Source organism: Vibrio sagamiensis NBRC 104589 (assembly GCF_007990935.1).
Lineage (GTDB): Bacteria > Pseudomonadota > Gammaproteobacteria > Enterobacterales > Vibrionaceae > Vibrio > Vibrio sagamiensis.
Genome location: NZ_BJXJ01000026.1, coordinates 14,405 through 36,195 on the forward strand (window position 1 = coordinate 14,405; position 21,791 = coordinate 36,195).

Below are 21,791 nucleotides of genomic sequence, written 5' to 3' on the forward strand. Positions count from 1 at the left end.
GAAAGTCGATGAAAACGAAAAAAGTCCAGAGCAAGCTCTGGACTTAAAATTTGTATCTATGAATGCAAGCAGCAGATTAAACCAAATGTTTGCATATTACCTTCCTCCTTTTTTAGAAAGAGAAAGATAGAGCAATTACTTGCTTAGGTCGTCTGCGTGCTCAGATAGGAACGCTGCAACACCTTTTGGAGATGCGTCCATACCTGCTTTACCTTCTTCCCATTGTGCAGGACATACTTCGCCGTGCTTCTGGTGGAAGTTAAGCGCATCAACCATGCGTAGCATTTCGTCGATGTTACGACCTAGAGGAAGATCGTTTACTACTTGGTGACGTACTAGACCGTCTTCGTCGATTAGGAAAGAACCACGGAAAGCAACGCCTGCTTCTGGGTGCTCAACATCGTACGCTTTACAGATTTCGTGTTTAACGTCAGCAACTAGAGGGTATTTAACTTGACCGATACCGCCATCTTCGATAGCAGTGTTACGCCATGCGTTGTGAGAGAACTGAGAATCGATAGAAACACCGATTACTTCAACACCCTTAGCTTGGAAATCAGCTAGACGGTTGTCGAATGCGATTAGCTCTGATGGGCAAACGAAAGTGAAGTCTAGTGGGTAGAAGAATACAACAGCTTTCTTACCTTTTGTGAATTCAGCAAAGTTGAAGTTATCAACGATTTCACCGTTACCTAGAACTGCTGCTGCAGTAAAGTCAGGGGCTTGACGACCTACTAGTACCATTTTTTTGCTCCTAAAAAGTATGGTTAGTTTCAAACCGGTTTGAGTTATTTCGGTTTGATCCGTGTTTGTACGAGACAAACTATATTACAAACTGTAGTATTGAAAAAAGCGAAATAAATAGATTAAGTTAATCGAAAAAAACGATAAAAAAATGACGTTAAACGTTTACCTTGATAGCGACATTAGATGACAAAACATTATGAATAAATGGCCCAGCTTAAAACAGCTCCACTACTTGGTCACATTGTATGAAACTAGGCATTTTAGCGAAGCTGCAGAACGTTGTTTTGTCAGCCAGTCAACGCTAAGTAAAGGAATACAAAACCTTGAAGAACTCATTGGTTGTCCACTTTACGAAAAAAAGGATAAAAAGAGTCCATTAGTTTTCACTCAAGCTGGTGAAATGGTCGTGCGACATGGCAGAGAACTGCTGGCTAAAGGCCAAGATTTGTTAGAATTAGGCCGAATATGCCAAGGCGATGAAATGCAAGGTCAGCTTAGAGTAGGCTGTATTCCAACTATTGCCCCTTTTTTATTGTGTGATTTGGTCCAAGTGATTAATGGACGTTTCCCTCAATTAACTCTATTGCTTAGGGAAGATACGACCAATAATTTATTGCAGGCTTTACGGCATGGTGAACTTGATGTGTTAATTCTTGCCTTGCCTGTCGACATTGAAGGAATGGAAAGTTGTATTGTTGGTAAGGATCCTTTTCGTATGGTAATCAGTGCACATCAAGCCGACTCTATTTCTGTACCTATTTGCTACGCTGACTTGCCCAATGAATCGGTGTATCTATTAGAAAAAGAGCACTGTTTAACCGAGCATGCTGTTTCTGCTTGCCAGCTTACTGAGAGAGATAAAATCAACCCATTTACAGCGACCAGCTTGCATACCTTAGTTCAAATGGTGGCGAATGGCTTAGGGACCACATTTATCCCTCAAATGGCGATTGATCATGGACTATTACATAATCAGAATTTGGTCGTGATTGATCCACCTGGACAACAAGCTTATCGTAATATCGGCTTGGTTTGGAGGCCGAATGCGGCACGTACCAAAACCTTCAATCAATTAGCAGAGTTACTTTCTGAACTACTTTAATGCGCTTTATTATCCTCCTGTAGTGACTCAGTGAGATTACACTGTTGCTCTGAGTCAGTAGTTTTAGTTCACTTGGGTATATGCTATTTTTTTAAAGATTCCTAGCACTTTATTCTGATGGTAAAGTTTAACCTGTGAAATTTTACAGATTAAATTGGATGGTGTTTTCATAAAATTGTGAAATTTCACACTGTTAATTTTACTTGAATACGACTTAACTTCTCCCGCCTTGATATTTGGTATTGTTGTTCTTTTACTTGCCTTAGCCGATCAATATTATTTTTTACATTGTTTGTTTTTATATTTTTCTTGTGTTTTTTCTGTTGCTTTATTACGTAATTATTTTTCGCTGTCTTTAAAAAATCAATCACTTACTTTTATCGGCATAAAACTCCGAATTTCTATTTTACCTGCTTTCTCGCTTTCACTTCCTGAAGCATTGATATAGATTATTTAAGAGGTTTAAAAGAGTTACATATAAAAATAAGAACATTAAAAGGAATGGGATATAGGCGTGAAACGCTTTGCTTTTAATAATTTATTTTTTGGTTTTTGATGTTCTTTATTTACAAGTGTTAACTGTGGCTGATGGCGACTTATTAATTAATATCATTAAGGTAAATAATTATGCTGGCTCAGAAAAAACAAGAACAACTTTCAACAGACATTGATAAGAAAAGCTTCAAGGTTGTTGGTAAGCTGACAGAGGAACATCAGGTAATATGCTCTGAGCAAGCTCTGGCTTTCTTATCCGTTCTTTGTGAACAATACGCAAACCGTGTTGATGCCCTATTAGCGATAAGAGAACAAACACAAGCTCGAATCGATGCTGGTGAATTACCCAACTTTTTATCAGAAACTCAAGATATCCGCGAAGGGAGCTGGAAGATCTTAGGGATTCCCGACGATCTACAAGATCGCAGGGTGGAAATTACAGGCCCCACAGATCGTAAAATGGTCATCAATGCCTTGAATGCTAATGTAAAAGTCTTTATGGCAGACTTCGAAGATTCCATGTCTCCCGCTTGGGAAAAGTTACTCGATGGGCAGTTGAATTTACGTGATGCCGTTAATGGTACAATTAGTTATATCAATCCAGCCAACGGCAAACATTATCAATTAAGAGAAGATCCGGCAGTATTAATTTGTCGAGTCCGTGGTTTACACCTTAAAGAAAAGCACGTTGTTTGGAATGAGCAACCTATTCCCGGCGCACTATTTGACTTTGCACTTTATTTCTTTAATAACTATCAAGCTCTATTGAAGAAGAACAGTGGCCCTTATTTTTATCTGCCTAAATTGCAATCCTACCATGAAGCTAAATGGTGGAGTGAAGTGTTCCATTTTACTGAAGATTATTTTGGTTTGGATACAGGGGTAATTAAGGCAACAGTCTTGATTGAAACTCTACCTGCTGTGTTTGAAATGGATGAGATATTGTTTTCATTAAAAGAACATATTGTTGGCCTAAATTGCGGTCGTTGGGATTACATATTTAGTTATATCAAAACGTTGAAAAAATTTCCTGATCGTATTCTGCCTGATCGTCAAGTCGTCACCATGGATACGCCATTTTTGAACGCTTATTCGCGTTTATTAATCAAAACGTGCCATCGACGCGGGGCGTTTGCGATGGGCGGGATGGCGGCTTTAATACCTGTAAAAGATCCTCAAGAAAACCAGCAAGTACTGGATAAAATTCGCACCGACAAGTTATTGGAAGCTCAAAATGGCCACGATGGCACTTGGGTTGCACATCCTGGTTTGGCTGACACTGCAATGGAAGTTTTTAGCTCGGTCCTCGGTAAACGAACCCATCAATTGGATGTTTGTCGTTCTGGAGATAAGCCCATCACAGCAGAAAACTTGTTAGAACCTTGTGAAGGTCAGCGAACTGAACAAGGTATGCGACACAATATTCGAGTGGCATTGCAATATATCGAAGCTTGGATTTCCGGTAACGGCTGCGTGCCTATTTATGGATTGATGGAAGATGCTGCAACGGCTGAAATCTCAAGAGCGTCAATATGGCAATGGATCCAACATGAAAAACACTTGGACAACGGCTTGCTCGTTACGCGTTCACTGTTTGAGCAATATCTTAATCAAGAAATCGATGTGGTTAAACATGAGATTGGTGAGCACCGTTATCAAATGGGGAGATTTGCAGAAGCCGCACAACTGATGCTGCAACTGACGACTTGTGATGAACTGACCAATTTTTTAACCGTACCTGGGTATGACTATTTAACCGAGTAACTTTACCACTCATTGCGCAAGTGTGGATTGGGTCTTTGTTTAAGCACAGTGCTGGCAGATTAAGAGTGTACTGCCTTTGAGATGAATAACTCATTCATATTTGAAAGTACATGAATAATAGAGGGATAGAATCATGATGAACTTAACTCGTCGCCAACAAATAGAAGCTTTAGAGAAAGATTGGGCTGAAAACCCACGCTGGAAAAACGTTAAACGTCCTTATACAGCCGCTGAAGTGGTCGAATTGCGAGGTTCAATCGTACCTGCTAATACCATAGCTCAACAAGGAGCAGACAAACTTTGGTCCTTGGTCAATGGCAGTGCCAAAAAAGGTTATGTAAATTGTTTAGGAGCGCTCACCGGTGGTCAAGCTGTTCAACAAGCGAAAGCGGGTATCGAAGCGGTGTATCTTTCTGGCTGGCAAGTTGCAGCGGATAACAACACTGCCTCGACGATGTACCCTGATCAATCTCTCTATCCAGTTGACTCTGTTCCTTCTGTTGTTAAACGCATTAATAATGCGTTTCGCCGTGCGGATCAGATCCAGTGGTCAGCGGGTAAAACACCAAATGAGGAAGGTGGAATTGATTATTTCTTACCGATTGTTGCGGATGCGGAAGCGGGTTTTGGTGGCGTTTTAAATGCTTATGAGTTGATGAAGTCAATGATTGAAGCGGGCGCCGCTGGAGTGCATTTTGAAGATCAACTGGCCTCGGTGAAAAAGTGTGGTCATATGGGCGGAAAAGTGTTGGTTCCCACTCAAGAAGCGGTGCAAAAATTAGTTGCTGCTCGCTTGGCTGCTGATGTTGCTGGAACGACAACATTGGTGATTGCTCGCACCGATGCCAATGCCGCAGATTTGTTGACATCGGACTGTGATCCTTATGATAAAGATTTTATTGAAGGGGAACGAACGGCTGAAGGTTTTTATCGTGTGCGTGCAGGAATAAAACAAGCAATATCACGTGGCTTGGCATACGCCCCTTATGCAGATCTGATTTGGTGTGAGACGGCTAAACCATGCTTGGAAGAAGCGCGCCAATTTGCAGAAGCCATCCATGCGCAATATCCCGATCAATTACTCGCTTATAATTGCTCGCCCTCATTCAATTGGGAGAAGAATTTAGATGCGCAGACGATTGCTCAGTTTCAGCAGGAACTCGCCGACATGGGGTACAAATACCAATTTATTACACTCGCCGGTATTCATAATATGTGGTTTAACATGTTTGAATTAGCACATGCATATGCACAGGGTGAAGGTATGCGTCATTACGTTGAAAAAGTTCAACGTCCGGAGTTTGAGGCGGCGGAAAAAGGCTATACGTTTGTGGCACACCAGCAAGAGGTAGGGACGGGGTATTTTGATAAAATGACCAATACTATCCAAGGTGGGAACTCTTCGGTGACTGCACTTACAGGCTCAACGGAAGAAGATCAATTCTAACTTCCTCAAATAATGAGAGTGGTGATTTAGCCACTCTCATTGTATGTATAACCGCCAGACATTACTTATTTTGAAGTTATTTAGGTATAACATTTAGTTAACTTAAAACTCATTAGCATCGATTTCTTCTTGTAGTTCGAGTAAATTAATAGCTATCGCGACAAAATCCGTGTCCGTTATTATCCCGACTAAATGATTTTTATTTACTACAGGTAAGCAACCGACTTTATGCTTTTGCATATGCATCGCACTTTCTTTTAATCCCGCTTTAGGGTCAACAGTTATAAGGCTTGTATGCATAACCTCGCAAAGAGGAGTATCGAGAGTATAAGAATGTTGGGCATTAATAGGGGATAAGCTAGATTCTTGAGCAGCTAAAATATCACGCTGAGTTATTAAGCCTTGCAAGTGGTGGTGATTATCAATAATAGGGATATGGCGAATATCCAATGTATCCATCATATCTTTTGCATCATGTAATGTGTGTGTTTGAGATAAGGTGTGTGGATTGAGAGTCATCATATCTTCAACTTTTATCATAAAGACCTCCAACGGTATGCTTTTGTACTCAAAAAACACAAATGTTGAGTTCAATGAGATTGTCTTCGCGTTTCTCAAATCAGTACACGACACTGACTGGAGGGTTTGAAGCCATTTGGGTATATCCCTAAATATAGAAAACATTTGCTCTAATAATTTCACACTTAAGCCTTTTTCAGTACTTAAGTATTAAGATTAGATCTGGATCAAACTGGTAGTTTCATTTATCCACTTTTTCTTTCTACTTTGCGTTACAATCTTCGGAGAGATGCATGTCTTTTGGTCAGGTTGATTATGAAAAAATATACTTTGATGGTTTAAAAGTCTTTGTTGCAGTGTTTTTTATAAAAAAATAAATGACCAACCAAATCGAAGAGGCATTTGTTGCTCAAACCAAGGTTTATGGTCAATATTAGGGGTATTTGCTTGCTATTGCAGTATGTCGACATATACTAGTCTGCTGCGAAAAACTAGCCCGAATTTTATCGCCATTTATGGCGTAACTTGAACAATAGATAAGACCATAACATGCAAGTATCAGATTTTCATTTCGACCTTCCAGATGAACTTATCGCTCGTTACCCTCAACCTGAGCGAACGGCAAGCCGGCTTTTACAAATGGATGGTAATACAGGTGAGCTCGTAGATGGCACCTTCACCGATGTATTGATTCAAGTGCAAGAGGGAGACTTAGTCGTCTTCAATAACACTCGCGTAATTCCAGCACGAATGTTTGGCCGGAAAGCTTCCGGCGGTAAGTTAGAAGTGTTGGTGGAGCGCATGCTGGATGATAAAAGTATTTTGGCCCATGTCCGTTGCTCTAAATCGCCAAAACCAGGCTCAACAGTTTTGCTGGGTGAGAATGATGAATACTCAGCAGAAATGGTTGCACGTCACGATGCTTTATTTGAGTTGAAGTTTGAATCTGACAAAACGGTTTTAGATATTTTGGAAGAAATTGGCCATATGCCATTGCCTCCTTACATTGATCGTCCAGATGAAGATTCAGACAAAGAGCGTTATCAAACCGTGTATAACCAAAAGCCGGGTGCGGTCGCAGCACCTACGGCAGGACTTCATTTTGATGACGAATTGCTTGAAAATATCAAGGCTAAAGGTGCCGAGTTTGCTTATGTAACTCTTCATGTTGGTGCCGGTACATTCCAACCTGTGAAAGTGGATAATATCAATGATCATCATATGCACGCAGAATATGTGGAAGTATCACAAGAAGTGATTGATGCGATTCGTGCGACTAAAGCACGTGGTGGGCGTATTATTGCTGTCGGCACTACATCTGTTCGTTCATTAGAAAGTGCGGCACAAAGTGCTTTGAAAAATGGAACGGAGCTAGTCCCATTCTTTGATGATACTGAAATCTTTATTTTTCCGGGTTATGAATATCAATTAGTTGATTGCTTAATCACCAATTTCCATTTGCCAGAATCCACTCTGATTATGTTAGTGAGTGCATTTGCTGGGTATGATAATACTATGAATGCTTACCAACATGCTGTGAAGAATAAATATCGCTTTTTCTCATATGGTGACTCAATGTTCATCAAAAAGAAGATAAGCTAGCATTAGCTAGTTGTAATTGTTTCCGAGTGCTAGTAGTAAGCTAGAAAATAAAACTGTTGAGTTGTATTTTTCGCAAGGAATAGCGACCACTCCTAGATAAGGTTTAAACCGAACATATTGTCAGATTGTTTCTCTGACATCCGGAGGTAAGGTGAAATTAAAGTTCGATCTTAAAAAGAAAGATGGTGTTGCGCGTCGCGGTCAATTAACTTTTGAACGTGGTACAGTACAAACACCAGCATTTATGCCTGTTGGTACATATGGCACAGTTAAAGGGATGACACCAGAAGAAGTGAAAGGAACAGGAGCCGAAATCCTGTTAGGTAACACTTTTCACCTTTGGTTACGCCCAGGTCAGGAGGTCATGAAAATGCATGGTGACCTGCATGACTTTATGAATTGGCAAGGTCCAATTTTGACTGATTCAGGTGGCTTCCAAGTATTCAGTTTGGGGAGCATGCGTACTATTACAGAGAAAGGAGTACATTTCCGTAATCCGGTAAATGGCGACAAAATCTTTATGGATGCTGAAAAGTCGATGGAAATCCAAAAAGATTTAGGCTCTGATATCGTAATGATCTTTGATGAATGTACGCCATACCCTGCAACTCATGATGAAGCCAAGAAATCAATGGAAATGTCGTTACGTTGGGCTCAACGTTCACGTGACCACTTTGATAAGCTAGAAAACCCAAATAATTTATTTGGTATTGTTCAAGGTGGCGTTTACGAAGACTTACGTGATGTTTCTGTCAAGGGCCTGACTGAAATTGGCTTTGACGGTTATGCTGTAGGTGGTCTGGCTGTTGGTGAACCAAAAGAAGACATGCACCGAGTTCTTGAGCATACTTGTCCTCAATTACCTGAAGATAAACCTCGTTACTTGATGGGAGTGGGTAAGCCTGAAGATTTAGTTGAAGGTGTTCGTCGTGGCATTGACATGTTTGACTGCGTAATGCCAACCCGTAATGCTCGTAATGGTCATCTGTTTGTCACAGGTGGGGTAATCAAGATTCGTAATGCGAAGCATAAAACAGATACGACACCGCTTGATCCACATTGTGATTGTTACACTTGCCAGAACTACAGCAAAGCATATCTTCATCATCTGGAGCGTTGTAACGAAATTTTGGGTGCTCGCTTGAATACGATTCATAACTTACGCTATTACCAGCGTTTAATGGAAAGTATTCGTAACGCAATTGACGAAGATCGCTTTGATGAATTTGTTGCGGAGTTTTATGCTCGTCGTGACCGTGAAGTTCCACCGCTAAGTAAAGCGTAAAAATAAAAGCCTTTGGTAAATTACCAAAGGCTTTTGTGAATATAGTAGGGTTAATACATATGATTTTTGGGATGAATGATCGCTATTCATGAGTTTCAAGCTTGAATCTTGATGTGTTAAGTTTAAATTGTTTTTTATTAATAACTCTAATGAGGATGTCTTAATGTTTATTTCTCAGGCACACGCAGCAGCAGAAGCTGCACCAGTAGCACCAGCAGGTGGTGGTTTTGAAATGTTGATCATGCTTGGTATGTTTGCTGTGATTTTCTACTTCATGATTTACCGACCACAAGCAAAGCGAGCGAAAGAGCACAAAAACCTAATGTCCTCCATGGGTAAAGGTGATGAAGTGCTAACTAGCGGCGGTATTGTGGGTAAAATCACTAAAGTTGCTGAAGATAACGATTTTATTTCTATTGAATTAAACAATAGTAATGAAATTATTATTAAGAAAGACTTCGTTACAGCAGTGCTTCCTAAGGGCACGCTTAAATCTCTATAAAACGGCTTAAGGATCCTCGCTGTGCTAAACCGTTATCCTTTATGGAAGTACTTGATGGTATTTTTGGCCATCATCACCGCTGCGTTGTACGCACTTCCAAATATCTACGGTGAAGATCCGGCTATTCAAGTTACAGGGGCGCGTGGCGCCTCTGTAGATATGTCAACGCTGGATGCTGTCACCCATGCTCTCGATGAAGAGCATCTTTCTTATAAATCCATTGCACTAGAAGATGGTTCAATCCTTGTTCGTTTCAATGATACCGACACTCAAATTAGTGCGCGTGATATTATCAGTGAAGCGCTTGGTAAAGATAAAATTGTTGCTTTGAACCTCGCGCCATCAACACCGGATTGGTTAGAGGCTATTGGTGCTTCACCACTTAAATTAGGTCTAGATCTACGTGGTGGTGTTCACTTCTTAATGGAAGTGGACATGGACGCCGCTATGGAAAAATTGGTTGGCCAACAAGAAGAAGCTTTCCGAAGTGAGCTTCGTGAAGCCAAAATTCGTTACCGTGCAATTCGTCCTTCAGGTAAAGAAGGTGTCGAGGTCTTACTGCGCGATGAAGCGCAACTTAGTCAAGCTAAATCAATGCTGAAAAAGAGCCACCCGGATATGAATTTCGTTGAGTCGAGTTCTAACGGGCGTTATGCGCTTATTGCAACATTCACAGAGCAGCGTCTACAAGAGATCCGTAACTACGCTGTAGAGCAAAATATTACCATTTTGCGTAATCGTGTGAATGAGCTGGGTGTTGCTGAACCATTGGTTCAACGTCAGGGCGCCAGCCGTATCGTTGTGGAGCTACCTGGTGTGCAGGATACTGCGCGTGCGAAAGAAATATTGGGTGCTACTGCTACATTAGAGTTTCGTGAAGTGGATGATAAAGCTGATCTTGCAGCTGCGGCCAGTGGTCGAGCGCCAGCAGGCAGTGAAGTCAAAATGGATCGTAATGGACGTCCAGTAGTACTTAAGAAACGCGTTATTCTTGGTGGTCAAAGCATCACGGACGCAAGCTCTAGTGCGGACGAATATGGTCGACCACAGGTAAACATCTCACTAGACAGTGAAGGTGGTAACAAAATGTCGGCATTCTCTAAGAAAAATATTGGTAAGCTAATGGCGACCGTATTTGCAGAGTACAAAGACAGTGGTCGTCGTACTCCGGATGGCAAAGTTATTCTTGATAAACATGAAGAAGTGATTAACCAAGCAACGATTCAATCTGCACTCGGGCGTAGCTTCCGTATAACAGGAATTGATTCTGCATCAGAAGCACATAACTTGGCCTTGTTACTTCGTGCAGGTGCGCTTATTGCACCCATCTCAATTGTTGAAGAGCGTACTATTGGTCCATCAATGGGTCAGCAAAACATCGATATGGGTATCCAAGCATGTATCTGGGGTATGGTAGCAGTTATGCTCTTTACTCTAATGTACTACCGTGGTTTTGGTCTGATTGCTAACATCGCATTAATGGCTAACTTGGTGCTGATTATCGGTGTGATGTCGATGATTCCTGGAGCGACCATGACTTTACCTGGAATTGCGGGGATCGTTTTAACCGTTGGTATGGCCGTGGATGCAAACGTTCTAATATTTGAGCGAATACGTGAAGAACTTCGCGAAGGGCGTAGCCCACAGCAAGCTATCCATCAAGGCTATGCGAATGCATTTAGTACCATTGCCGATGCAAACATTACGACGCTGATTACCGCCATTATCCTATTTGCCGTAGGTACAGGTGCAGTCAAAGGTTTTGCAGTGACATTATCAATCGGTATCTTGACTTCTATGTTTACAGCCATTGTAGGGACACGTTGTATCGTGAACCTTGTTTACGGTGGTAAACGTGTAAACAAACTGTCGATCTAAGGCTGGGAATTATTATGTTTCAAATTCTAAAAGCAGAAAAAACGATCGATTTCATGCGTTGGTCAAAGGCTGCCTTTATTTTCTCTGTTATTATGATTGCGGCTTCAATCTTCACTTTATCAACTAAATGGTTGAATTGGGGCTTAGATTTTACTGGCGGAACACTGATTGAAGTTGGTTTTGAGCAACCAGCTAATCTAGAAGAGATTCGCACAGCGCTTGATAAACAAGGCTTTGGTGATGCTACCGTACAAAACTTTGGTAGTGCACGAGAAGTCATGGTACGTCTTCGCCCACGTGATGATCTTTCTGGTGAAAAGCTTGGCAATCAAATTATTGCTGCAATTAAAGCTGGAACTGGTGAAAGTGTAGAAATGCGTCGTATTGAGTTTGTCGGTCCTAATGTGGGGGATGAACTAACAGAGGCTGGTGGCCTTGCGATACTGGCATCGCTAGTTTGTATTCTACTTTACGTATCAATGCGATTTGAATGGCGTTTAGCTGCAGGTGCAGTGCTTGCTTTGGCACACGATATTATCATTACGTTAGGTGTCTTTTCGTTTCTACAAATCGAAGTTGACTTAACTATTGTGGCGGCGCTACTCACGGTCGTGGGTTACTCGCTCAACGATACCATCGTGGTATTTGACCGTATTCGTGAAAACTTCCGTAAGATGCGCAAAGAGTCACCAGCAGAGATTATGGATGTTTCGATTACGCAAACTTTGAGTCGTACACTGATTACATCGGGAACCACTTTGTTTGTTGTGATTGCCTTGTTTGCCCAAGGCGGTGCAATGATTCATGGCTTTGCAACTGCATTACTACTTGGTATTACGGTAGGTACATACTCATCTATCTATGTTGCTTCAGCATTGGCCTTGAAACTAGGTATTCAGAGAGAGCACTTATTGCCACCTCAAGTTGAAAAAGAAGGTGCAGAATTTGATGAGATGCCTTAAGGCAAACCATCATTAAATATGAATCAAGCCCTCATGGTTGCCATGCAAGCATGGGGGCTTTTTTATACTCAGTCTATATCCATCATACTTGTCATCTACAGTGATACCATCCACAGCTCTCTTCCACCGCTATCATTGACCATGCCTGATCCTAATACTTTGGGTATATAAGCAGGCTAGGCAGAATATCTGCGGATAAAAAAAGCCCCACTCAAAAAGAGCAGGGCCATTCAAAAGTCATCAGCGTGACGGGCTTAAGTGACTTTAGAATCTTATTTTAGGATGGCGCTGTTACCATGTTCACGAATGTGCTTAAGTATTGACTTTACTCCACGAGCACTAGAAGCAACGATGTTGCCTGACTTCATGTAGTCAGTACCGCCAGCAAAATCAGTTAGGATTGCACCAGCTTCACGGGCAATAAGTTCACCTGCTGCCATATCCCAAGGTTTTAAACCAAGTTCGAAATAACCATCTACACGACCTGCAGCAACATAACATAGGTCTAGTGCTGCTGAGCCGCTACGACGGAAATCAGAGCATTCAACGAACAATGCACTTAGGATCTTAAGGTAAGACTCGGAGTGTTGCTTTTGCTTGAACGGGAAACCTGTAGCAAGGATGCTACCATGTAGGTCTTTGAGTGGATTAACACGAATACGTGCGTTGTTTAGTTGAGCTCCTGCACCACGTTGTGCTGTGAATAGCTCATTTTGCATTGGGTCGTAAACACACGCTACTTCCGTTTTACCTTTCAGGCGAACGGCGATAGAAACTGAGAAATGTGGGTAACCTTTAACAAAGTTATTGGTACCATCCAGTGGGTCGATGATCCATTGTACGTCTTTATCTTTACCATCGATAAGACCTGCTTCTTCAGAAACGATGCAGTGTTCAGGATAAGACTGCTTAATCGTATCAATGATGATAGCTTCTGCTTCTTTGTCTACGTTAGTAACAAAGTCATTAGTGCCTTTCAGCGTAGACTCAACTTTATCTGTGTTTTCTAATGATTTAGCAATGTGATTGCCTGCTTTTCGCGCAGCGCGAATAGCAATGTTTAGCATAGGATGCATACGAATTTCCCAACGGATGTTAAAGAACAATTTAAAGCGGCGGCGAGTATACCAGAGTAAAGATAAAAATAAAGTGGTTATTTTTTGCCCTTGGCTTACCTAGCGGGATAAACTATTAACTGAACGATATACTGAGGGTTGGTTTAACGCGACGCCCTTGCTTATCTTGTACTTATTATTGATAAGATTTGTCACTGTTTTTTAAACGAATAAGTGATGAAACGAGTGCTTGAACTCCCTAAGCCCTAGGGAGGTGGGAAAACTTATGATAGAATTCATTAGTTTTAAAACAGGTAGTAATCACAAATGTTGGATCAAGTAAAAATTGTCCTTGTCGGGACTTCCCACTCAGGCAATATTGGTTCTGCAGCTCGTGCGATGAAAGTAATGGGTTTAAGTCAACTTGTTCTGGTCGATCCACAATGTGAGATCGATGGACAAACCTACGCTTTAGCATCTGGAGCAGCAGATATCGCCGAAAATGCCAAGATTGTTAGCACGCTTGAAGAAGCCATTGAAGACTGCGGTCTTGTGGTTGGCTCAAGTGCTCGGTCTAGAACATTAAATTGGCCCATGCTTGAACCTCGTGAATGCGGAGAAAAGTTTGCGCTTGAAGGTCAAACGCATCCTGTTGCTTTGGTATTTGGCCGTGAAAGAACAGGACTGACCAATGAAGAGTTACAAAAATGCCATTACCATGTCTGCATTCCAGCAAACCCTGAGTACAGCTCGCTAAACTTAGCGATGGCAGTACAAACCTTGAGTTATGAAGTTCGTGTGGCCCATTTAGCTTTACAGAAAAGTCAGTATAAGCCACAGGCTGTAGAAGAGTATCCTCGACATAAAGAGCTGGATATGTTCTTTGAACATCTTGAGAAAGTCATCGTTGAAACACAATTCATAAGCAAAGAGCAACCTGGTAAGGTAATGAATAAGTTAAGACGTCTATTTTCACGAGCTCGTCCAGAAGCCCAAGAAATCAATACCCTACGTGGAATATTAACGTCGATAGAAAAAAGTATTGAGAAATAATTGTCCATTATTTTTGTAAGGATAAATACCTGACTAAATTAGTCAAATAAATACTTGACCAATTTAGTCAGGTATGAAAAAATTCTTACTATTACAAACCATGTGGATACGTTGTGGTATGAAACTTACATCCAAAGGACGATACGCGGTAACAGCAATGCTTGATGTGGCATTGCATTCGCAACAAAACCCAGTACCTCTTGCTGATATCTCAGAGCGTCAGGGGATCTCTCTCTCTTACCTAGAGCAATTGTTTTCAAAGTTACGGAAAGCAGGATTAGTCGCTAGCGTTCGTGGTCCTGGTGGGGGCTACCGCCTTGGTACTGATGCTTACAGTATCGCTATTGGTATGGTCATTGCTGCTGTTGATGAATCCGTTGATGCAACCAAATGCCAGGGTAAAGGAGATTGCCAAGGTGGTACACGATGTCTGACGCATGCATTATGGCGTGACCTAAGTTCTCGTATTAGCGATTTCTTGAACAACATTACGCTCGGTGAACTAATGCAAGACAATGAAGTAATAGAAATATCTGATCGTCAGGATATCGAACTGGCGATGACTCATGGGCTATCTAATAAAAATACAACCGCCGCGCCCATCGGTGTAAACGTCCGCTCATAAGCGGTCAGAATTTTACATTGGAGTAGAGAATGAAACTGCCTATTTATCTTGATTATTCCGCTACATGCCCAGTTGATCCTCGTGTTGCTGATAAAATGGTTCAGTACATGACGATGGACGGGACATTTGGCAACCCAGCGTCACGTTCACACCGTTACGGCTGGCAGGCAGAGGAAGCAGTAGATACAGCTCGTGAACAAATTGCAGAACTTCTTAATGCGGATCCACGCGAGATCGTGTTTACATCTGGTGCGACTGAGTCTGACAACCTTGCGATTAAGGGGGCTGCTCATTTTTATTCGAAAAAAGGCAAGCACATCATTACTTGCAAAACAGAGCACAAAGCAGTTCTTGACCCATGCCGTCAATTAGAGCGTGAAGGTTTTGAGGTTACTTACCTTGAACCAGAATCAAACGGCTTGGTTGATTTAGACAAGCTTCAAGCTGCTATGCGCGAAGATACCGTTTTGGTTTCAATTATGCATGTGAATAATGAAATCGGCGTTATCCAAGACATCGCTGCAATTGGCGAAATGTGTCGTGAGCGAAAAATAGTCTTTCACGTTGATGCTGCTCAGTCAGCAGGAAAATTGCCGATTGATGTACAAGCAATGAAAGTTGACTTAATTTCAATGTCAGCACATAAAGCCTACGGCCCGAAAGGTATTGGCGCATTGTATGTTCGTCGTAAGCCACGCATTCGTCTAGAAGCACAAATGCATGGTGGCGGTCACGAGCGCGGTTTCCGCTCAGGTACACTTCCTACTCACCAAATTGTTGGTATGGGCGAAGCGTTCCGCATCGCGAAAGAAGACATGCAAAAAGATTATGATCATGCACTTGCACTTCGTAATCGTCTTCTTGATGGTGTAAAAGACCTAGAAGCAGTTACAGTGAATGGTGATCTAGAGCAACGTGTTCCACACAATCTTAATGTCAGCTTTGCTTTTGTTGAAGGTGAATCACTGCTGATGTCACTGAAAGATTTGGCAGTTTCTTCTGGTAGTGCTTGTACATCAGCAAGCTTAGAGCCATCTTATGTTCTTCGTGCTCTTGGTCTGGATGATGAATTGGCTCATAGCTCGGTTCGTTTCTCATTTGGTCGTTTTACGACGGAAGAAGAAATTGACTACGCAATTGAACAAATTCGTGTTGCTGTAACTAAGCTACGTGACATGTCTCCTCTATGGGATATGTACAAAGAAGGGATTGATTTGAGCACTGTTGAGTGGGCTCACCATTAATCTCACTGACTGAACTAGAGGATTCGAGGTAAATAATTATGGCATATAGCGAAAAAGTAATTGATCACTACGAGAACCCACGTAACGTTGGTTCATTTGATAAAGAAGATCCATCAGTAGGCAGCGGTATGGTTGGTGCTCCTGCATGTGGTGATGTAATGAAGCTTCAGATCAAAGTAACGCCAGATGGTATTATTGAAGATGCGAAATTCAAAACGTACGGTTGTGGTAGTGCGATCGCTTCAAGCTCATTAGTAACTGAATGGGTAAAGGGTAAGTCTATCGATGAGGCTGCAGCAATTAAAAATGCGGAGATTGCAGAAGAACTTGAGCTTCCTCCTGTTAAAGTTCACTGTTCAATTCTAGCAGAAGATGCAATCAAGGCTGCTGTTGCTGATTACAAGAAAAAACACCAATAATAAGTAATCTGTATATAATGGGAACTTAAAACGTTCCCATTCCAATCGTAATTTTTACAAACTAAGGTGCAGTATGGCCATCACAATGACAGAATCAGCGGCGAGTCGCGTAAAAGCATTCCTAGAAAACCGAGGCAAAGGTATTGGTTTACGTCTTGGGGTGAAAACGACAGGCTGTTCCGGCATGGCTTATGTCTTGGAGTTTGTTGATGATCTTAACGAAGAAGATGAAGTGTTCGACCTTTCTGGGGTAAAAATCATCATCGATAAGAAAAGCTTGGTGTATCTAGATGGTACTGAGCTAGATTACGTGAAAGAAGGGCTAAATGAAGGTTTTGAATTCAACAACCCAAATGCAAAAAGCGAATGTGGTTGTGGTGAAAGCTTCAACGTATAATCGATAGTCCTCTGGGCAACCTAGGCCTCGAGGGCTTTACTGGAACCCATCTTAATGAATCACTTTGAATTATTTGGACTACCAAGTCAGTTTAAGCTGGATAGTGGTCTTCTTTCCTCTCAATTCCGAGAACTACAAAAACGTTTCCACCCTGATAACTTTGCGACTGGTTCAGAGCGTGATCGTCTTATGGCGGTACAGCAAGCTGCTCAAATTAATGATGCTTATCAAGTACTCAAACAGCCCATCTCTCGTGCAGAATATCTGTTAGCTGAAAATGGGGTGGAAATCCGTGGTGAGCAACAAACAATGCAAGATCCTATGTTTCTTATGGAACAAATGGAATTACGTGAAGAATTAGAAGATATTGCTGACAGCTCTGATCCTGAATCGGTGCTTTTTGACTTTGATGCAAAAGTCAGCAAAATGTATAAGCAACATTTGGCGATGGTCGAACAAGAGCTTGATCAAAGTCTTTGGGTTGAAGCCGCGGATCGTGTTCGTAAACTCAAATTTATTGCCAAACTAAAGAACGAAATTGAACTGGTCGAAGAAAAGCTCCTCGGTTAGTTAGCGTGACAAGGATTCATCATGGCACTACTTCAAATTGCAGAACCGGGTCAAAGCTCGGCTCCTCATGAACATAAGCTCGCTGCTGGAATCGACTTAGGTACCACAAACTCTTTGGTAGCATCGGTTCGTAGTGGTGAGTCAACGACACTTAAAGATAATCAAGGTCGTAGTATTTTACCTTCGGTTGTCAATTATGCGCAGTCAACAGTTCAGGTTGGTTATGAAGCACAAGCTATGGCTGAGCAGCAACCTGAACAAACGATCATCTCTGTAAAACGTTTAATTGGCCGTTCATTACAAGATATCCAAGCGCGTTATCCATACTTACCATACCAATTTAAACACAGTGATAATGGTTTACCTGTTTTACAAACTGCACAGGGGAATAAAAACCCGATTGAAGTTTCAGCAGATATTCTCAAAGTCCTTGGCCAGCGAGCGCAAGAGACATTGGGTGGTGAACTGGCTGGTGTTGTGATTACGGTTCCTGCTTACTTTGATGATGCGCAGCGTGCTGGAACCAAAGATGCAGCAAAGTTAGCGGGACTGCATGTACTTCGCTTGCTTAATGAGCCAACAGCCGCTGCAATTGCTTATGGTTTAGATTCTGGCCAGGAAGGTGTTATTGCAGTCTATGACCTGGGTGGTGGCACGTTTGACATCTCGATTTTACGTTTATCAAAAGGTGTCTTTGAAGTATTAGCCACTGGCGGTGATTCTGCTCTGGGTGGTGATGACTTTGATCATCTTTTGGCGGAGTTCTTAATCGAGCAAGCGGGTTTAGAAATCCCCCTATCTGCTGAACAAAACCGAGTACTGCTTAATATTGCTAATGCGACTAAAATCGCTTTCTCTGACAAAGATTTCGTTGACGTCGAGGTATTCGGATGGCGCGGGCAGGTGAGTCGTGATCAATTTGAAGCGTTGATTCAACCCTTGGTCAAGAAAACTTTAATGTCATGTCGCCGAGCATTAAAAGATGCAGACGTAGAACTTGATGATGTTCAAGACGTAGTGATGGTTGGAGGCTCAACCCGAACACGACTTGTTCGTGAGATGGTCGGTGATTTCTTTGGTCGCCTTCCTCTTACAAGTATTAACCCAGATGAAGTTGTCGCTATTGGTGCTGGTATTCAAGCAGATATTCTCGCAGGCAATAAGCCAGACTCAGAGATGCTGCTACTTGATGTGATCCCTTTGTCGCTCGGTATTGAAACCATGGGTGGTTTAGTTGAAAAGATTATTCCTCGTAATACCACCATTCCTGTTGCACGTGCTCAAGAGTTCACCACCTTCAAAGATGGTCAAACAGCAATGAGTGTGCATGTAGTACAAGGTGAGCGTGAAATGGTTGATGACTGCCGTTCACTTGCCCGTTTCTCATTGAAAGGAATTCCTCCAATGGCGGCAGGTGCAGCGCATATACGCGTTACTTACCAAGTGGATGCGGATGGTCTTTTATCCGTTACTGCAATGGAGAAAAGTACAGGCGTTCAGTCGGAAATCCAGGTCAAACCGTCTTATGGTTTAAGTGATGATGAAGTAGCGAATATGCTCAGAGACTCAATGGCTTATGCTAAAGATGATATGCAAGCTCGTGCTTTGGCAGAACAAAGAGTAGAAGCAGATCGTGTCATCGAGGGGCTGATTGCTGCCATGCAAGCTGATGGTGATGAGTTATTATCAGAATCAGAGAAGCAGACACTTCTTAGCGCGATTGAGACATTGATTGAACTGCGTAATGGTGATGATGCGAATGCAATAGAGCAAGGCATAAAAGCAACGGATAAAGCGAGCCAAGATTTTGCGTCACGACGTATGGATAAATCAATACGAGCTGCACTGTCTGGTCAGTCAGTGAATGATATATAAGAGATAATGAGTTATGCCGAAAATTATTGTATTACCCCATGAAGATTTATGCCCAGAGGGTGCGGTATTAGAAGCCAATATTGGCGACACGGTTCTAGATGTAGCATTAAAAAATGGCATTGGTATTGAACACGCATGCGAGAAGTCTTGTGCTTGTACAACATGTCACGTCATTATTCGTGAAGGTTTTGATTCACTTGAAGAAAGTGAAGAGCTAGAAGATGACATGCTGGATAAAGCATGGGGATTAGAGCCTGAATCTCGTCTTGGCTGTCAGGCAAGAATTGCTGATGAAGACTTGATTGTTGAGATCCCAAAATACACGTTAAACCACGCATCAGAAGATCATTAATGGTGTCTTTGCTTGACCCTTATCTCTGAGCATATGGTGTTTAACCGCTTAGAGCTTTGAAAGTTAAGCAGAGAACAAAAAAGGAAAATATGGATGAAATGGACAGATTCTCGCGATATCGCGATTGAGCTTTGTGATAAGTTTCCAGATCTTGACCCGAAAACGGTGCGGTTTACAGATCTTCATCAATGGATCATGGAGTTGGATGAGTTTGACGATGAGGCAAACCATTGTAATGAAAAGATTCTAGAAGCGGTGATCTTGTGTTGGATGGATGAAATAGACTAACTTAAAAATGGGTGTTAGCGAGATTGACCGCATTGCACCGATGTGTCTTTTTAGTCGAAAAAACGAGCCTTTGTGCTCGTTTTTTTCCTCAGTTGGCATTTTTACCCTACAAAATGCTAACATCTGTCTGTAAACAAATAAGTGGCGTAGGTAACGCCGTAATAAGACAAGGAGAAACCATGTCTACACAGATGCCGGTATTTTTAAGCCAAGAACCAGCAGCCTCACACTGGGGAGCGAATGCATTACTTTCTTTCTCTGAGGATGGAGTAACGATTCACTTATCCAGCGGTGATCAACTTAACCAGATTCAATGTGCAGCGCGTCAACTTGATAGCCAAGGAATTCATTCCGCTTTACTTGCGGGCCCTGAATGGGATCTTGAGAACATTTGGGCTTTTAATCAAGGCTACCGTAATCCGAAAAAACACACCACTTTAGAATGGGCAGCTTTAGCTGAAAAAGAGCAATCAGAACTTCAAGCACGTATCACTGCTAGCGAGTTTACCCGAGATATCATTAACAAAACTGCTGAAGAAGTAGCACCTCGCCAATTGGCAACAATGGCTGCTGAATTTATTAAGTCGGTGGCACCAAAAGGGACAGTTTCGACTCGAATTGTTAAAGATAAGGACTTACTATCAGAAGGTTGGGAAGGCATTTATGCCGTTGGACGTGGCTCTGAACGCACATCGGCAATGCTGCAATTAGATTTTAATCCCACAGGTGATGAAAATGCCCCTGTTTTCGCTTGTCTAATTGGTAAAGGAATTACCTTTGACTCCGGTGGTTACAGTTTGAAAGCTTCCAATTTCATGACAGCAATGAAGGCTGATATGGGAGGAGCAGGTACGATAACTGGTGGTTTAGCTTTGGCTATTCTTCGTGGTTTGAATAAGCGTGTAAAACTGATCCTCTGCTGTGCGGAAAATATGGTCTCAGGGCGAGCACTAAAACTCGGTGATATCATTAATTACAAAAATGGTAAAACGGTTGAAATCATGAATACTGACGCTGAAGGTCGCTTAGTGTTAGCTGATGGTTTACTTTATGCCAGTGAACAAAATCCAGAACTTATTATTGATTGTGCGACCCTAACAGGGGCTGCTAAAAATGCTTTAGGTAATGATTACCATGCTTTACTGAGCTTTGATAAAGCGCTCTCTCAACAAGCTCTTATTGCTGCTGAGCAAGAGAATGAAGGTCTTTGGCCTCTACCTCTCGCTGATTTCCATCGTAATATGTTGCCATCTAATTTTGCCGATCTTTCTAATGTGAGCTCTGGAGATTATTCTCCAGGCGCAAGTACTGCGGCAGCGTTTTTGTCTTATTTCGTTGAAGATCATACGCAAGGTTGGTTACACTTCGACTGTTCGGGTACATATCGTAAATCAGTATCGGACAAATGGGCAGCGGGTGCGACAGGTATGGGGATCCGAACTTTAGCTCGTTTTTTACAAGAACAAGCAGAAAAGTAACCCTTTGACTCATAGAGTTGCTCTGTTTGACATGACAGGGCAACTTTCACAGATAACTTGGAAAGAACCTGTTATTACATGGCATTTCCTTCTTTGAATTTTGCTCTATGACATAATTCTGAACCAAGCACC

22 protein-coding genes are annotated in these 21,791 nt (G+C 42.0%); 19 read left to right on the plus strand and 3 right to left on the minus strand.

The window, feature by feature from the left end; translation table 11 throughout:
* Positions 1 to 135 precede the first annotated feature (135 nt).
* The gene (locus VSA01S_RS13170) at positions 136 to 744 is read right to left on the minus strand and encodes a peroxiredoxin C (RefSeq protein ID WP_009843116.1); all 609 of its coding nucleotides are present in this window, start codon (positions 742 to 744) and stop codon (positions 136 to 138) included.
* Positions 745 to 943: 199 nt separating this feature from the next.
* Between VSA01S_RS13170 and VSA01S_RS13175 the strand changes: the two genes are divergently transcribed.
* The 3 genes from VSA01S_RS13175 to aceA all read left to right on the plus strand — a co-directional run bounded on the left by VSA01S_RS13175 (position 944) and on the right by aceA (position 5,555).
* Complete coding sequence (locus VSA01S_RS13175) at positions 944 to 1,849, plus strand: hydrogen peroxide-inducible genes activator (protein ID WP_039982417.1); 906 nt, start codon at positions 944 to 946, stop codon at positions 1,847 to 1,849.
* A gap of 627 nt (positions 1,850 to 2,476) precedes the next feature.
* A complete protein-coding gene (aceB, locus tag VSA01S_RS13180) occupies positions 2,477 to 4,108 on the plus strand; it encodes a malate synthase A (protein WP_039982414.1) in 1,632 nt (543 codons plus the stop codon).
* A gap of 136 nt (positions 4,109 to 4,244) precedes the next feature.
* Complete coding sequence (gene aceA, locus VSA01S_RS13185) at positions 4,245 to 5,555, plus strand: isocitrate lyase (protein ID WP_039982436.1); 1,311 nt, start codon at positions 4,245 to 4,247, stop codon at positions 5,553 to 5,555.
* A 102-nt stretch (positions 5,556 to 5,657) separates the two neighbouring features.
* On the opposite strand, the gene VSA01S_RS13190 is transcribed toward aceA, so the two are convergent.
* Positions 5,658 to 6,095, minus strand: a complete 438-nt coding sequence (locus VSA01S_RS13190) for a CBS domain-containing protein (RefSeq protein ID WP_039982413.1) — start codon at positions 6,093 to 6,095, stop codon at positions 5,658 to 5,660.
* A gap of 528 nt (positions 6,096 to 6,623) precedes the next feature.
* Here VSA01S_RS13190 and queA point away from each other — a divergent pair.
* From queA to VSA01S_RS20030, 6 genes are all read left to right on the plus strand, one after another.
* The gene (gene queA, locus VSA01S_RS13195) at positions 6,624 to 7,676 is read left to right on the plus strand and encodes a tRNA preQ1(34) S-adenosylmethionine ribosyltransferase-isomerase QueA (protein ID WP_039982412.1); all 1,053 of its coding nucleotides are present in this window, start codon (positions 6,624 to 6,626) and stop codon (positions 7,674 to 7,676) included.
* A 151-nt stretch (positions 7,677 to 7,827) separates the two neighbouring features.
* Positions 7,828 to 8,961, plus strand: a complete 1,134-nt coding sequence (gene tgt, locus VSA01S_RS13200; protein ID WP_039982411.1) for a tRNA guanosine(34) transglycosylase Tgt — start codon at positions 7,828 to 7,830, stop codon at positions 8,959 to 8,961.
* Positions 8,962 to 9,124: 163 nt separating this feature from the next.
* Complete coding sequence (gene yajC / locus VSA01S_RS13205) at positions 9,125 to 9,463, plus strand: preprotein translocase subunit YajC (protein ID WP_039982410.1); 339 nt, start codon at positions 9,125 to 9,127, stop codon at positions 9,461 to 9,463.
* Positions 9,464 to 9,484: 21 nt separating this feature from the next.
* On the plus strand, positions 9,485 to 11,341 hold the full coding sequence (gene secD, locus VSA01S_RS13210) for a protein translocase subunit SecD (protein WP_083932296.1): 1,857 nt from the start codon (positions 9,485 to 9,487) through the stop codon (positions 11,339 to 11,341).
* Positions 11,342 to 11,355: 14 nt separating this feature from the next.
* Positions 11,356 to 12,303: a protein translocase subunit SecF gene (gene secF, locus VSA01S_RS13215; protein ID WP_039982408.1), complete on the plus strand. Its 948-nt coding sequence runs from the start codon at positions 11,356 to 11,358 to the stop codon at positions 12,301 to 12,303.
* A gap of 18 nt (positions 12,304 to 12,321) precedes the next feature.
* Entirely contained in the window at positions 12,322 to 12,474 is a 153-nt protein-coding gene (locus tag VSA01S_RS20030; protein ID WP_186810631.1) for a hypothetical protein, read from the plus strand.
* Between the two features lie 101 nt (positions 12,475 to 12,575).
* Here the strand turns inward: VSA01S_RS20030 and suhB are convergent, their stop codons facing one another.
* Entirely contained in the window at positions 12,576 to 13,379 is an 804-nt protein-coding gene (suhB, locus tag VSA01S_RS13220; RefSeq protein ID WP_039982407.1) for an inositol-1-monophosphatase, read from the minus strand.
* A 306-nt stretch (positions 13,380 to 13,685) separates the two neighbouring features.
* Between suhB and trmJ the strand changes: the two genes are divergently transcribed.
* The 10 genes from trmJ to pepB all read left to right on the plus strand — a co-directional run bounded on the left by trmJ (position 13,686) and on the right by pepB (position 21,659).
* Positions 13,686 to 14,411, plus strand: coding sequence for a tRNA (cytosine(32)/uridine(32)-2'-O)-methyltransferase TrmJ (trmJ, locus tag VSA01S_RS13225; RefSeq protein ID WP_039982406.1), 726 nt, complete (start codon positions 13,686 to 13,688; stop codon positions 14,409 to 14,411).
* A 118-nt stretch (positions 14,412 to 14,529) separates the two neighbouring features.
* On the plus strand, positions 14,530 to 15,036 hold the full coding sequence (gene iscR, locus VSA01S_RS13230; RefSeq protein WP_039982405.1) for a Fe-S cluster assembly transcriptional regulator IscR: 507 nt from the start codon (positions 14,530 to 14,532) through the stop codon (positions 15,034 to 15,036).
* Positions 15,037 to 15,065: 29 nt separating this feature from the next.
* Positions 15,066 to 16,280 carry an IscS subfamily cysteine desulfurase gene (locus tag VSA01S_RS13235; RefSeq protein WP_039982404.1) on the plus strand — a complete coding sequence of 405 codons (1,215 nt, stop codon included), beginning with the start codon at positions 15,066 to 15,068 and terminating at the stop codon, positions 16,278 to 16,280.
* A gap of 38 nt (positions 16,281 to 16,318) precedes the next feature.
* Positions 16,319 to 16,699, plus strand: coding sequence for a Fe-S cluster assembly scaffold IscU (gene iscU, locus VSA01S_RS13240; RefSeq protein ID WP_039982403.1), 381 nt, complete (start codon positions 16,319 to 16,321; stop codon positions 16,697 to 16,699).
* Positions 16,700 to 16,772: 73 nt separating this feature from the next.
* Complete coding sequence (gene iscA / locus VSA01S_RS13245) at positions 16,773 to 17,096, plus strand: iron-sulfur cluster assembly protein IscA (protein WP_021710197.1); 324 nt, start codon at positions 16,773 to 16,775, stop codon at positions 17,094 to 17,096.
* 54 nt (positions 17,097 to 17,150) lie between these two features.
* Positions 17,151 to 17,666 (plus strand): co-chaperone HscB, encoded by a 516-nt coding sequence (hscB, locus tag VSA01S_RS13250; RefSeq protein ID WP_039982402.1) that lies wholly within the window; start codon positions 17,151 to 17,153, stop codon positions 17,664 to 17,666.
* A gap of 21 nt (positions 17,667 to 17,687) precedes the next feature.
* A complete protein-coding gene (hscA, locus tag VSA01S_RS13255; RefSeq protein ID WP_039982400.1) occupies positions 17,688 to 19,541 on the plus strand; it encodes a Fe-S protein assembly chaperone HscA in 1,854 nt (617 codons plus the stop codon).
* A gap of 13 nt (positions 19,542 to 19,554) precedes the next feature.
* Positions 19,555 to 19,893: an ISC system 2Fe-2S type ferredoxin gene (fdx, locus tag VSA01S_RS13260; RefSeq protein WP_039982398.1), complete on the plus strand. Its 339-nt coding sequence runs from the start codon at positions 19,555 to 19,557 to the stop codon at positions 19,891 to 19,893.
* 93 nt (positions 19,894 to 19,986) lie between these two features.
* Positions 19,987 to 20,181, plus strand: coding sequence for a Fe-S cluster assembly protein IscX (gene iscX / locus VSA01S_RS13265; RefSeq protein ID WP_039982396.1), 195 nt, complete (start codon positions 19,987 to 19,989; stop codon positions 20,179 to 20,181).
* A gap of 179 nt (positions 20,182 to 20,360) precedes the next feature.
* The gene (gene pepB, locus VSA01S_RS13270; RefSeq protein WP_039982395.1) at positions 20,361 to 21,659 is read left to right on the plus strand and encodes an aminopeptidase PepB; all 1,299 of its coding nucleotides are present in this window, start codon (positions 20,361 to 20,363) and stop codon (positions 21,657 to 21,659) included.
* Positions 21,660 to 21,791: the final 132 nt, after the last annotated feature.